This is a genomic window from Pseudomonas sp. B21-054, from assembly GCF_026016345.1.
GTDB lineage: Bacteria > Pseudomonadota > Gammaproteobacteria > Pseudomonadales > Pseudomonadaceae > Aquipseudomonas.
The window spans coordinates 3298735-3311988 of record NZ_CP087204.1 but is presented as its reverse complement, the minus strand read 5'-3'; the positions used below and the strand labels follow the sequence as shown (position 1 = coordinate 3311988).

13 protein-coding genes are annotated in these 13254 nt (G+C 58.1%); 10 read left to right on the top strand and 3 right to left on the bottom strand.

Features of this window, described 5'->3' with window-relative positions; genetic code table 11:
- Nucleotides 1–90: 90 nt before the first annotated feature.
- Genes LOY70_RS14895 through LOY70_RS14885 form a run of 3 tightly spaced genes read left to right on the top strand, consistent with a single transcriptional unit; the run spans nucleotide 91 to nucleotide 1574 of the window.
- On the top strand, nucleotides 91–591 hold the full coding sequence (locus tag LOY70_RS14895; protein WP_265037820.1) for a CinA family protein: 501 nt from the start codon (nucleotides 91–93) through the stop codon (nucleotides 589–591).
- A gap of 9 nt (nucleotides 592–600) precedes the next feature.
- Nucleotides 601–1119, top strand: coding sequence for a hypothetical protein (locus LOY70_RS14890; RefSeq protein WP_265037818.1), 519 nt, complete (start codon nucleotides 601–603; stop codon nucleotides 1117–1119).
- Between the two features lie 8 nt (nucleotides 1120–1127).
- The gene (locus LOY70_RS14885) at nucleotides 1128–1574 is read left to right on the top strand and encodes a DUF421 domain-containing protein (RefSeq protein ID WP_265037816.1); all 447 of its coding nucleotides are present in this window, start codon (nucleotides 1128–1130) and stop codon (nucleotides 1572–1574) included.
- Between the two features lie 171 nt (nucleotides 1575–1745).
- Here the strand turns inward: LOY70_RS14885 and LOY70_RS14880 are convergent, their stop codons facing one another.
- The gene (locus LOY70_RS14880; protein ID WP_265037815.1) at nucleotides 1746–2603 is read right to left on the bottom strand and encodes an SDR family oxidoreductase; all 858 of its coding nucleotides are present in this window, start codon (nucleotides 2601–2603) and stop codon (nucleotides 1746–1748) included.
- 185 nt (nucleotides 2604–2788) lie between these two features.
- Between LOY70_RS14880 and LOY70_RS14875 the strand changes: the two genes are divergently transcribed.
- Nucleotides 2789–3193 carry a VOC family protein gene (locus tag LOY70_RS14875; RefSeq protein WP_265037813.1) on the top strand — a complete coding sequence of 135 codons (405 nt, stop codon included), beginning with the start codon at nucleotides 2789–2791 and terminating at the stop codon, nucleotides 3191–3193.
- Nucleotides 3194–3275: 82 nt separating this feature from the next.
- Here LOY70_RS14875 and LOY70_RS14870 read toward each other — a convergent pair whose 3' ends face one another.
- A complete protein-coding gene (locus LOY70_RS14870; protein WP_265037811.1) occupies nucleotides 3276–4424 on the bottom strand; it encodes a MalY/PatB family protein in 1149 nt (382 codons plus the stop codon).
- A gap of 523 nt (nucleotides 4425–4947) precedes the next feature.
- On the opposite strand from LOY70_RS14870, the gene nosR reads away from it, so the two are divergent.
- The 6 genes from nosR to LOY70_RS14840 all read left to right on the top strand — a co-directional run bounded on the left by nosR (nucleotide 4948) and on the right by LOY70_RS14840 (nucleotide 12695).
- Entirely contained in the window at nucleotides 4948–7074 is a 2127-nt protein-coding gene (gene nosR / locus LOY70_RS14865) for a transcriptional regulator NosR (protein ID WP_413776635.1), read from the top strand.
- A gap of 78 nt (nucleotides 7075–7152) precedes the next feature.
- A complete protein-coding gene (gene nosZ, locus LOY70_RS14860; protein ID WP_265037808.1) occupies nucleotides 7153–9072 on the top strand; it encodes a TAT-dependent nitrous-oxide reductase in 1920 nt (639 codons plus the stop codon).
- An 85-nt stretch (nucleotides 9073–9157) separates the two neighbouring features.
- Nucleotides 9158–10411: a nitrous oxide reductase family maturation protein NosD gene (locus LOY70_RS14855; RefSeq protein ID WP_265038073.1), complete on the top strand. Its 1254-nt coding sequence runs from the start codon at nucleotides 9158–9160 to the stop codon at nucleotides 10409–10411.
- A complete protein-coding gene (locus LOY70_RS14850) occupies nucleotides 10408–11331 on the top strand; it encodes an ABC transporter ATP-binding protein (RefSeq protein WP_265037806.1) in 924 nt (307 codons plus the stop codon). The genes LOY70_RS14855 and LOY70_RS14850 overlap by 4 nt, the downstream gene beginning before the upstream one ends.
- Nucleotides 11328–12158, top strand: coding sequence for an ABC transporter permease (locus LOY70_RS14845; RefSeq protein ID WP_265037804.1), 831 nt, complete (start codon nucleotides 11328–11330; stop codon nucleotides 12156–12158). The genes LOY70_RS14850 and LOY70_RS14845 overlap by 4 nt, the downstream gene beginning before the upstream one ends.
- A 24-nt stretch (nucleotides 12159–12182) precedes the next feature.
- The gene (locus LOY70_RS14840; protein ID WP_265037803.1) at nucleotides 12183–12695 is read left to right on the top strand and encodes a nitrous oxide reductase accessory protein NosL; all 513 of its coding nucleotides are present in this window, start codon (nucleotides 12183–12185) and stop codon (nucleotides 12693–12695) included.
- 129 nt (nucleotides 12696–12824) lie between these two features.
- Here the strand turns inward: LOY70_RS14840 and LOY70_RS14835 are convergent, their stop codons facing one another.
- On the bottom strand, nucleotides 12825–13139 hold the full coding sequence (locus tag LOY70_RS14835; protein WP_025213703.1) for a c-type cytochrome: 315 nt from the start codon (nucleotides 13137–13139) through the stop codon (nucleotides 12825–12827).
- Nucleotides 13140–13254: the final 115 nt, after the last annotated feature.

Here is a 13254-nt window from a genome sequence, read left to right as displayed (position 1 = left end):
ATTTGCCACGCCCGGGCAGCGGCGCGATAAAGGGAATGAATCATAACGCCGAGGGTCAACCCATCAGCACCCTGAAAGGACGTTTTTGTCATGAGCGTTGCCCACTCCATTTGCGATTATCTGCGTGACCATGAACTGCGCCTGACCACGGCCGAATCCTGCACGGCCGGCCAGATCGTCACGCTGCTGGCCGAGGTGCCGGGCAGTGGTTCGCTGATCGAAAGCGGCTACGTGGTGTACTCCCCGGAGGCAAAGCAGCGGTTGCTGGGGGTCAGTCCGCGCACCATCGAGATGTTCAACCTCACCAGCCGTGAAGTGGCCGAGGAAATGGCCCTCGGCGCGCTGCACGACGCCAACGCCAACGTGGCCGTCGCCACCACGGGCATTCTCGGCCCTGACGACATGGACGGCATTCCCGCCGGCACGGTGTGCTTTGCCTGGGCGTTCGAGGTGAACGGCCAGCGGGCGTTGTTCAGCCGCCAGGAGCGTTTTTTCGGCAGTCGCGGCCAAGTGCAATTGCGGGCCTCGGAGCATGCGCTTCTTCAATTGCGGCATTTCCATCAGCGCGCCGTCGCCGGTGAATGCCGGTAGGAGAAACACATGACCCGACCAACCGATCCCGAGGATTTTCGCAGTCGTGTGTTTCCGGTACAGGAAGACATGGCCTATCAACTCAAGGTCTGGCGGTTCGAGCGGGTGGGCTGGTACGTGTTGGTCCTGCTGGTGGCCCTGACCTTGCTTGGACTATTTTCCCGCGGCCCGTTGAGTTCCCGTGACGTGCACAGCAGCGACGGCCGGCTCGACGTCGAATATGAGATGTTTCACCGAAACGGCTCCACCAACTCCATGGTCATCCATCTCAAAGGCCAGCCCAACGCGTTGCTGGAGGTGGAGCTGGGTGGCGGGTGGCTGGAGGGCTTTGATGTGCAGACATTGCAACCCCAGCCCTTGCGTTCGGCGAGCGCAGGGCAGGGCATGCGGATTTGGGTCCAGGCCGATGCCCAAGGGCACGCCAGCCTGTATCTGTCGCTGTTGGCCGAGGGGCTGGGACTTTATAGCAGCCGCATCACCACGCCTGGTAGCACCGCGGTGAGTTTCGATCAATTCATTTTCCCATAGGGTGACGTATGGACTCGGTGTTGCGGGCCGCCGCGTTGTATATGGCATTGATGGTGTTGTTCAAGATCGCCGGACGTCGGTCCCTGGCGGAACTCACCACCTTCGACTTCGTACTGCTGATGATCATCGGCGAGGCCACCCAGCAGGCGTTGCTGGGGGATGATTTTTCCATGACCAACGCGCTGATGGTGATCGTCACGCTGATTGCCATCGATGTCGGTTTTTCGTTGCTCAAACAACGTTCCAATTGGGTTTCGCGATTGATTGACGGTGGACCGACGGTTGTTGTGGAAAACGGTCGGATCCTTGAGGCGCGCATGCGCCACGCCCGGCTGGTGGAAGCCGACATCATGGAGGCGGCGCGTTCAAGCCAGGGTATCGGGACCCTGGAGCAGATCAAATTTGCGATTATCGAGCGTAACGGCAAGATTTCGGTGATTGCCAACAATCAGTGATCCCAGCCTCCCCGAGAATGCCTTTGTTGATCGTTCCCACGCGCAGCAAAGGAATGCATCCCCTGACGCTCTGCGTCACCTTGCAGAAGCGGAACGCGGAGCGTCCCTGGCGGCGTTCCCACGCGGGAGCGTGGGAACGATCAAAATCTGCGCCACGGGATAGCGTCAGCGTCAAAGCATCGGTTTGCCCCCCGTGATCCCATACCGGGAGCCAGAAATGTAGCTGGACTCATCCGAAGCCAGCAGCACATAGATCGGCGCGACTTCCACCGGTTGACCGGGACGGCCCAGGGGCGTCTGTGAGCCGAAACTCTGCACTTCTTCCTCCGGCATGGTCGCCACGATCAGCGGTGTCCAGATCGGCCCCGGGGCCACGCTGTTGACCCGAATGCCCTTGGGGCCGAGCATCTGCGCCAGGCCGCCGGTGAAGTTGGCGATGGCGCCCTTGGTGGTGGCGTAGGCCAGCAGCGTCGGCTTGGGCATGTCGGAATTGACCGAGCTGGTGTTGATAATCGAGCCACCCGGCTTCATGTGTGGCACAGCGGCCTGGCAGATCCTGAACATGGCCGTGATGTTGATATCGAACGTGCGCACCCACTCTTCGTCAGGAATTTCTTCCAGGTTTTCGTGGGTCATCTGGAACGCGGCGTTGTTGACCAGGACATCGATACGGCCGAAGCGCGCGACGGTCTCGTCGACGATTTTGCGGCACTGGTTTTTATCGGCGAGATCGCCAGGCAGCAGCAGGCATTGGCGACCGGCCTGTTCGACCCAGCGGGCGGTTTCCTTGGCGTCTTCATGTTCGTCCAGATATGAGATCGCGACGTCGGCGCCTTCACGGGCGAATGCAATGGCGACGGCGCGGCCGATGCCGCTGTCGGCACCGGTGATCAGGGCTATCTTGTTTGCCAGCCGTCCGGAACCGGTGTAGCTCTGCTCGCCGCAGTCGGGATAAGGATCCATTTTCTGCTGCGATCCAGGGACAGGTTGGCTTTGTTTCGGAAAAGGTGGGAAAGGGTAGTCGACCATTATCGTTCTCCATGCAGGTTGCGATGGAGGGTGGACCCTGGGCTTTTGGACTGAGTTCGGTTGGATTTTCCGGCCAGTCGATGAGCGTGGTGCTGGCGTTTCGTCGGTGGATTATCGCCACCCTCGAACGTTGGACGGCGCGGTATTCTCCAATGACTGGATTGGTTTCCATAAGGAGCAGTGCAATGTTCAGCCACATACAGATCGGCGCGCGCGACCTGCCGAAGATGGTCGCTTTTTATGATGCGGTTCTTGGCTGCCTGGGGTTGGTGCGCACGGAGAGCGAAAATGACTCGGGCCCACCCGGGGAAGGCTGGCACCAGCCCGGTAAACATTGGCCACAGGTGTTCGTGCAACTGCCCTTCAACGGCTTGCCCGCCACCTGGGGCAACGGCATGCAGGTGAGCTTCGCCGCCGACTCACCCGAGACCGTGCGTGCAGCCTGGGAACAGGCCATCGCCCTGGGCGGTTTCGACGAAGGTGCGCCGGGCCTCAGGCCTCAGTACTCGGAAGGGTATTTTGGAGCCTATTGCCGTGACCCGGAGGGCAACAAGCTGTGTTTTGTCTATGCGCCGGACATGCATGAATAAACGCCTCGCACCGTGACGAGCGCTCTCTGTGGCGAGGGGATTTATCCCCTCGCCACAGGTATCGACTACTTCACCAGAACAGTCAGCTCCTGGCCTTCAAACTGCGCTCCATCCGCGCAATCCCTTCTTCCAGCAGCGCCCGCGGGCAGCCGAAGTTCAGGCGTACGAACTGCCCGGCATCATCGCCAAAATCCAGCCCGGCGCTGAGGCCGACCTTGGCTTCCTTCAGGAAGAACCCTTGCGGATCGTCCAGCCCAAGGGCGGAGCAATCCAGCCAGGCCAGGTAAGTGCTCTGGGGCACGGTCATGGTGATGCCCGGCAGGCGAGTGTTCACCGCTGCGACCAGATAATCGCGGTTGGCTTGCAGATACGCCTTCAAGGCTTCCAGCCACGGGCCGGCCTCGCTGTAGGCCGCGCGGGTCGCCTCAAGGCCCAGGGCGTTGACGCTGTCGACCATACCGGCACGGGCGTTGTTGACGCACTCGCGCACCTTGGCGTCCTGGATGATGGCAAACGAGGTTTTCAATCCGGCGATGTTGTAGGCCTTGCTGGCGGACATCAGGGTGATGGTGCGCGCGGCGATTTCCGGGCTGAGGGAGGCGGTGGGGATGTGCGTGCGGCCGTCAAAGCACAGTTCGGCATGGATCTCGTCGGAGATGATCCAGGCATCTTGCTCCAGGCAAATGTCCGCCACGGCCTTGAGTTCTTCCCGGTCAAACACCTTGCCCAACGGATTGTGGGGATTGCTCAGCAACAGTGCACCGCCGCCCTGCAAGGCATCGCGCAACGCGGCCAGCGGGGTATGGAATTGACCATCGGCCGGGTTGAAAGGCAATTCCACTTTGTTCAAGTTCCAATGACCGGGTGCGTGACGCAGTGGCGGGTAGTTGGGCACCTGCACGACAACGTTCTGCTGCGGCTCTACCAAGGCATGAAGCGCCATGTTGAAACCCGGCTCGACTCCGGGCAGGAACACGATTTGCAGGGGCTCGACGCGCCAGGCGTATTTGTTCCACAGGTCGGCGACGATGGCCGCACGCAAACTGTCCTGGGCCACGCTGTACCCCAGCATCGGATGTTCGAGGCGCTTGTGCAGCGCGTCGATGACAACGGGCGGGGCAGGGAAGTCCATATCGGCCACCCACATTGGCAATACATCGGCTGGGTAGCGGCTCCATTTGGTGCTGCCGGTACCGTGGCGCTCGAATACAGTGTCGAAATCGAAAGTCATGGTCGCGTTCCATCAGATCAGGGAGTTGAGATGGCGATCATGATAAAGCAAAGATCTTCTGTGTGGTGCGATCAGCCGCCTCGCTTCGCAACTGCCGCGAGTTTCAGGCCGGTAATTCAATAAACGGAATTTTCCCATCGGCTGTCAGGCGTTTTTTTTGAAGACCGTATAAGAAATAGATAAAACCAAGTGTTTCCAGCGCTGGAAGTCCCAAATAAAAAATAAGGTGCTTTAAACACTACGCCCTATAGTTTTACGAGTACAGGCATTTAATCTGGTTAAATGAGTACTGAGCCATGACCGCCTCGCCAGAGTAAACTTCTCGCGCCTGGAAAATGGAATACGATTGCTATGGACGTATTTAAAGAGCACTGTCTGGAGCCTATATTCTAATAAACAGGCCCTCGAGCCCAATTGTCCCGATTATTTATTCAGTGGCGGTTGAACGCTCAATGCATCGATGATTATCTTTTCCCCCTCAAAGCCCAGCAACCGGTATCCCTTTAAATACGGGCTGATGCTGATGCTGATTATGCTGTTTTGTGGGGGCAGTGGATTACAGGCAAAAGAATACGGCGGGCTCGAGCAGCAGCGTATAGAAACCATTTTCCCCAACAGCGATAACCTTTCCGAACCCGTCGGTGAGTTCAAGGTTCGCACCATCAGCACCGGAAAAAATCCGCTCGGCTATGTGTTCCAGAGTCAGGACGTGGTGGATATCCCGGCTTATTCGGGCAAACCGATCAACATGCAGGTCATCCTCGACACCCACGGTGTTATCCAGGATGCCTACGTCCTGGAACACCATGAGCCGATTCTGTTGGTCGGTATCCCCGTGGAAAAACTGCATGCCTTCGATGCCAAATACAAGGGGGTCAAGGCCGATCGGAGGGTGGTGGTAGGGCACTCCAGCGATCCAGCGGCGGTGTCGGTCGATGGGATCGCCGGGGCTACGGTGACGGTCATGGTGGTCAATGAGATCGTCATGCGAGCGGCACACAAGGTGGCCGTATCGCTCAAGTTGATCGAGGACAAAGCAGGCATTGCGCAGAAGCCTGCCACGGTGCGCGAGGACTTTTTCGAGCCTGCCACCTGGGAGCAACTGACGGGTAACGGCGCGATTCGTCGGCTGAACCTGACCCGTGGCCAGGTCGACGCGGCGTTCAAGGGCACTGAAGCCGAGGGGTTTGACAATGCCACCCTCGAGCAGGCGAATGACACGTTTATCGAACTGTACACAGCCGACCTGAACCCGCCGGCCATAGGCCGTAACCTGCTGGGCGACAATCAATACCGTTTCCTGATGCAAGACCTCAAGCCAGGCGAGCAAGCTATCGCAGTGCTGGGCCGCGGTCTCTATTCCTATAAAGGCTCGGGCTATGTGCGCGGGGGGATTTTCGATCGGGTGCAATTGCGTCAGTTTGGCAACATCATCAGCTTTCGCGACATGGACCACCAGCGACTGTCCGACGTCTTTGCCAAGGGCATGCCCGAGTTCAATGAGATGTCTATTTTCATTGTGCGCGAACCTGTCCGGTTCGATCCGGGAGCGCCTTGGTCCCTCGAGCTGCTGGTGCGACGCCAGACCGGCGCGGTAGGTGGCACGTTCAGCAGCTTTGACTTGTCCTACCAGTTGCCCGAGCAGTACCTCTTGCGTCCACCGCCTACTGCTCAAGAGCTGGAGGCCGTCAAAGTTGCCAACAGGCCGACATGGGTCAATATCTGGTATCAGAAAGCTTTTCAGATCGGGATTCTGTGTACAGCCCTTGCTGTACTGATGGTGATTCTGTTCCTGCAGGACACTTTCACCAAGTACCCACGTTTTCTCCATTGGTTGCGGCGGGTTTACCTGGTGTTCACCGTAGTGTTCATCGGCTGGTATGCCCTGGGGCAGATTTCAGTGGTCAATGTCCTGACCTTCGCCCATGCACTGTTTGAGAATTTTCGCTGGGAACTGTTTCTCACCGACCCGATCGTTTTCATTCTCTGGACCTTCACCGCCGCCAGCATTCTGCTGTGGGGCCGAGGGGTGTTCTGCGGTTGGTTGTGTCCCTTCGGCGCATTGCAGGAATTGATCAACGAAGCCTCGCGCAAGTTGAAGATTCCGCAATATGAGTTGCCTTTTGCGTTGCATGAACGCTTGTGGGCCGTGAAGTACATCATCCTGCTGGTACTGTTTGGCATCTCGCTGGAGTCGATGAGCACCGCCGAGCAATTTGCCGAAGTGGAACCGTTCAAGACCGCCATCACCCTGAAATTCGATCGCCAGTGGTGGTTTGTGGCCTACGCCGTGGCGCTGCTGGTCATCAATATTTTTACCCGTAAAGTCTATTGCCGCTACGTCTGCCCGTTGGGTGCCGCGCTGGCCATTCCCAGTAAGCTGCGTCTGTTCGACTGGCTTAAACGACGCAAAGAGTGTGGCGCTCCCTGCCAGCTGTGCGCCAAGGAATGTGAAATCCAGGCGATTCACCCGGATGGCCATATCAACGCCAACGAGTGTCACTACTGCCTCGATTGCCAGATGACTTACCACAACGAAAACAAATGCCCGCCGTTGGTGCTCAAGAACAAGCGCAAAACGCGGGACAAACCGGCGCCCGTGTCAGAGCACGCCGAGTTGATTCCGGTGGTGCAAGTGTTCAAGCCCTGACCCAGCCTCGCCGCAAGTGAGGGAACAAGAACCGATTGACAAGCCTTATTGATATCCGCCCCCAATGGAGCAAGCCCCGTGAGCGATAAAAAATCGAAAAAAGATCATGCATCTGTCAATGACGCGGTCCTCAACCGACGCGGATTCCTCGGTGCCTCAGCCCTGACCGGCGTCGCGCTGGCAGGCAGCACTGCCCTTGGCAGCGTGGTATTCACCCGCGAATCCTGGGCGGCAGCGGCCAAGGATGCACAGTCGAAAATTCACGTGGCGCCGGGCGAGTTGGACCAGTACTACGGATTCTGGAGCGGCGGCCATCAGGGCGAAGTGCGGATCATGGGTATTCCGTCGATGCGCGAGCTATTGCGTATCCCGGTGTTCAACGTCGATTCGGCCACGGGCTGGGGCTTGACCAACGAAAGCAAGCGAATACTGGGCGACAGCGCAAGATTCCAGAATGGCGACTGCCACCATCCGCACTTGTCCATGACCGACGGTAAATACGACGGCAAATACCTGTTTATCAATGACAAGGCCAACTCCCGGATTGCACGGATTCGCCTGGACATCATGAAGTGCGACAAGATGCTCACGGTGCCCAATGTGCAAGCCATCCATGGCCTGCGCCTGCAAAAGATGCCGCACACCAAGTACGTGTTTGCCAATGCCGAGTTCGTGATCCCGCACCCTAACGACGGCCATACCTTCGACCTGCAAGACAAGAACAGCTTCACGATGTTCAACGCCATCGATGCCGAGAAGATGGAAATGGCGTTCCAGGTGATCGTCGACGGCAACCTGGACAACACCGATGCCGACTACACCGGCAAGTATGCCGCGAGCACCTGCTACAACTCCGAGAAGGCCTATGACCTGGGCGGCATGATGCGCAACGAGCGCGACTGGGTGGTGGTGTTCAACATTCCACGCATCGAAGCGGCGATCAAGGCCGGTAAGTTCATCACCCTGGACGGTTCCAAGGTACCGGTGGTGGATGGTCGTAAAACCGAAGGCAAGGATTCCGAATTCACCCGCTACATTCCGGTGCCGAAGAACCCCCATGGGCTCAATACCTCGCCCGATGGCAAGTACTTCATTGCCGCCGGCAAACTCTCGCCCACCTGCACCATTATCGCCACCGCCAAACTGGACGATCTGTTCAACGACAAACTCAAAGACCCGCGCGACGTGGTAGTTGGTGAGCCTGAACTGGGCCTGGGGCCGTTGCACACCACCTATGATGGCCGGGGAAATGCCTATACCACCTTGTTCATCGACAGCCAGGTGGTGAAGTGGAACGTGGAAGAAGCTATCCGCGCCTACAAGGGCGAGAAGGTCAATTACATCAAGCAGAAGCTCGACGTGCAGTACCAACCCGGGCACAACCATGCCTCGCTGACCGAAACCAGTGAGGCCGACGGCCAGTGGCTGGTGGTGCTCAGCAAGTTTTCCAAAGACCGCTTCCTGTCGACCGGTCCGCTGCATCCGGAAAACGACCAGTTGATCGATATTTCCGGCGAAGAGATGAAGCTGGTGCACGACGGCCCGGCATTTGCCGAACCACACGACTGCGTCATGGCCCGTCGAGACCAGATCAGAACCAAGAAAATCTGGGATCGCAACGACCCGTTCTTCGCTGAAACCGTGGCGATCGCCGCCAGAGACGGGATCAAGCTGGAGAGCGACAACAAAGTCATTCATGACGGCAAGAAAGTGCGGGTGTACATGACGTCGATGGCCCCGGTTTATGGGGTCACTGAGTTCACCGTCAAACAAGGTGACGAGGTGACGGTGACCATCACCAACATCGATAAAGTGGAAGATGTCAGCCACGGGTTCGTCATGACCAACCACGGGGTGAGCATGGAGATCAGCCCACAGCAGACCTCGTCCATCACCTTCATTGCCGACAAGCCTGGCTTGCACTGGTATTACTGCAGTTGGTTCTGCCATGCGTTGCACATGGAAATGGTCGGCCGGATGCTGGTCGAGCGAGCTTGAGCGGCGTGGCGCATCCAGGCCGCGAAAAAGGGTAGGCGCCGTGTTCAGAGCCTTGGTTAACAGTCCATTACCCGGCACGGCGCTCTTGCTGTTGGTGTTTGTATCGGCGCTCGCCCAGGCGGCGCCACGTCCCATCACGGAACTGCCCTTGGTACCCGACGGCGACCACCACTGGATTCTGCCAGCGGGTGACTACCAAGGGCAGTTCAGTGTCGATCAGTCAATGCAGATCGATTGCGCAAAAGGCGCGGTGATCCACGCGGGAGGGCAGGGCAACGCGCTGCTCATCAGCGCGCCCGATGTACGCATCGAGGGGTGCACATTGCTCGATTGGGGGCACGACATGACGGCAATGAACTCGGCTGTTTTCATCGGCCCCAAGGCCCAGCGCGCGGTGATACGTCATAACCGCATGATTGGCCCCGGCTTCGGCATCTGGGTGGACAGCACCCACGATGTCAGCCTGATCGACAACGACATCGAAGGTGACCCGAGCATTCGCTCACAGGATCGCGGCAACGGGATTCACCTGTATGCGGTGCGCGGCGCACGGGTGGTGGGTAATCACGTGCGAATGACCCGAGACGGGATTTACATCGACACCTCAAATGGCAACTTGTTGCAGGGCAATACCTTGGAAGACCTTCGCTATGGTGTGCATTACATGTATGCCAACGACAACCAGTTGCTGGGCAATACCACCCGCCGCACGCGTACCGGCTACGCATTGATGCAGAGCCGCAAGCTGACGGTGATCGGCAATCGCTCCGAGCAGGACGAGGGCTACGGCATTCTCATGAACTACATCACCTATTCCGAACTGCGCGACAACTTCATCAGCGACGTGCGCAGCGGGTCCGCCGATGGCGGTATGGTCAGCGGTGCCGAGGGCAAGGCGCTGTTCATCTACAACTCGCTGTTCAATGTCATCGAACACAACCATTTCGAGCGCAGCGCCGTGGGCATCCACCTCACCGCCGGCTCCGAAGACAACCGTATTGCCGACAACGCCTTCGTCGGCAATCAGCAGCAGGTCAAATACGTCGCCAGCCGCACGCAGGAGTGGTCGGCCGATGGTCACGGCAATTACTGGAGTGACTACCTGGGCTGGGATCGCGATAACAATGGGATTGGCGACGTGGTCTATGAACCCAATGACAACGTTGACCGTCTGCTCTGGCTGTACCCGCAGGTTCGCTTGTTGATGAACAGCCCGAGCATCCAATTACTGCGCTGGGTACAGCAAAGCTTCCCGGTGACGAAATCACCGGGGGTCAAGGACAGTTATCCGTTGATAAATCTTCCGACTCTGCCCCAAACACAGCAGCCAGCCCTATGAACGCGGTCGATATTGAAGGAGTCAGCCAGCGTTACGGCAGCATGACCGTGTTGCGTGACTTGACCTTGAGCTTGGGGGAAGGCGAGGTGCTAGGGTTGTTCGGCCACAATGGGGCGGGCAAGACCACGGTGATGAAGCTGATCCTGGGATTGCTCAAGGCCAGTGCCGGTCAAGTGCATGTACTCGGTTGCCGCCCAGCACAAACCGAGGTGCGTCGCCAGCTCGGTTACCTACCGGAAAACGTCACGTTCTATCCGCAACTCAGCGGTCGCGAAACGCTGCGCTATTTTGCTCGCCTCAAGGGGGCGGCGCTGACGCAAGTGGACGATCTGCTCGAACAGGTAGGACTTGCCGGCGCCGCAGACCGGCGTGTGAAAACCTACTCAAAAGGCATGCGCCAGCGTCTGGGGTTGGCTCAGGCAGTGCTAGGTGAACCACGCCTGCTGTTGTTGGACGAGCCCACGGTCGGTCTCGACCCAATCGCCACCCAAGAGCTTTACCTGTTGATCGACCGTCTGCGCCAACAAGGCGCCAGCATCATTCTGTGTTCCCATGTGTTGGCGGGAGTCGAAGTGCATATCAACCGTGCGGCCATCCTGGCCAATGGCTGCTTGCGGGCGATCGGTAGCCTGTCGAGCCTGCGCGAAGAGGCCGACTTGCCGGCGCGCATTCGGGTCAGCGGACTGTCCCAACGCGAGCAGTGGTTGCAGCGTTGGAATGCGGCTGGACACAACGCCACGGCGTTGGGAGGCAACGGGATTGAGGTGATGGCGGTCAATGGCCACAAAGTCGATCTGTTGCGTCAGTTGTTTCACGAGGATCGACCGCAGGATATCGAGATTCAGCAACCCTCCCTTGAAGACCTTTATGGCTACTACATGAGCCATGCGGTCACCGACCCTGAAGGCATTCATTCATGACGCAGATCTGGAATATCGCCGCCAAGGAATTCAGCGACGGTCTACGTAACCGCTGGCTGCTGGCAATCAGTCTGTTGTTCGCCGTTCTGGCAATAGGGATCGCGTGGCTTGGTGCGGCGGCCTCCGGGCAAGTGGGCTTTACCTCGATTCCAGCAACCATCGCCAGCCTCGCCAGCCTGGCGACGTTCCTGATGCCGCTGATTGCCCTGTTGCTGGCCTACGATGCCATTGTCGGGGAGGAGGAGGGTGGCACACTGATGCTATTGCTGACCTACCCCCTGGGTCGCGGACAAATTCTGTTGGGCAAATTTGTCGGTCACGGCCTGATTCTGGCATTGGCCACCTTGATCGGGTTTGGCTGCGCCGCCGTGGCCATAGTCCTGCTGGTCGACGACGTCGAGTTGGGGCTGTTGCTTTGGGCGTTCGGTCGTTTCATGGTGTCTTCCACGCTACTGGGGTGGGTATTTCTCGCACTGGCTTATGTCTTGAGCTGCAAGGCCAGCGAAAAATCCAGCGCTGCCGGGATGGCGCTGGGTGTGTGGTTCCTCTTCGTATTGGTGTTCGATCTGGCGCTCTTGGCGTTGCTGGTGCTCAGCAAAGGCCGGTTCAACCCGGATCTCTTGCCGTGGTTACTGTTGCTTAACCCGACCGACATTTATCGCCTGATCAACCTTTCGGGTTTCGAGGGCAGCGCAAATGCCATCGGCCTCATGGCATTGAGCAGTGATTTACCGGTGTCGGCTTCAATGCTCTGGCTCTGCCTGCTGCTCTGGGTCGGTGTTTCGCTGCTGCTGGCTCATTGGCTGTTTCGCCATCGGCTGACTTGATTCATTCCCCAGGGGACAAATGCGATGAACACTCTGTATCTGACCGGGGCCCGTGCCCTGGTCGTTATCATGATCGGTTGGGGATTGGCGGCTTGTAATGATCGCGCGGAAGACAAACCAACCCTTGCGCCAGTCGCCTTCCATCAGAGTGACGAATGTCATGTCTGCGGCATGGTCATCGCCGACTTTCCGGGGCCAAAAGGCGAGATCGTGGGAAAAGGCACGGTCAAGAAGTTCTGTTCCACCGCAGAAATGCTCGGGTGGTGGCTCCAGCCTGAAAATCACCTCACTGAGGCGAAATTGTATGTGCACGACATGGGTAAAAGTGCCTGGGAGAAACCCGACGACCATCATCTAATGGATGCCCGCACAGCCTACTATGTGGTTGGAACACGGCTCAAAGGTTCCATGGGCGTTGTCCTGGCCTCATTTTCCGAGGAGGCGGCGGCACACAAACTGGCCAGCGAGCAGGGCGGCAGGGTCCTGCGGTTTGAGGACATCGATCTGACGCTTTTACAGCAAACTCCGGCGATGTAATCCAAACCATCGGGTCAAAGTAAGCCAGCCTCTGGAAATGAATGAGCCGTTTCGCAGAAGAGAGCCGGGCTCACTTCTGCGGTTTATTGACTTTCTTGAGGACCTACAGCGCGCGTCTCTGGGGCGAGCTTACTTCAACGTCAGGATCCAGTCGGCCAAAGTCTTTGCTTCTTCGTCGGTCACCTGGTTGGCCGGCATTGCAATGGGCCCCCATTTACCTGTGCTACCTTCCTTGATGCTTTTGGTCAGGGTCGCTGAAGCGTCAGCTTGCCCGGCATATTTAGCCGCTACTTCCTTGTAACCGGGACCCACCATTCGAGCATCGACCATGTGGCAGCCAACGCAGGGTTTGCTCTTGAAGAGTGCTTCGCCATCAACGGCATGCGCCGCTTGTACGGTCAGGGCAGCACCCAGGGCCAGCAGGGGAATAAATATACTTTTCATCAGTGTTTCCTCGGACAAGAACGCAGACTCGAAACGGCCTGCTTTCGGTTTATTCAACAGACATTGTGTTGAATATTATGAATTTCCAACGGACTACCAGACCGACACGTACTGC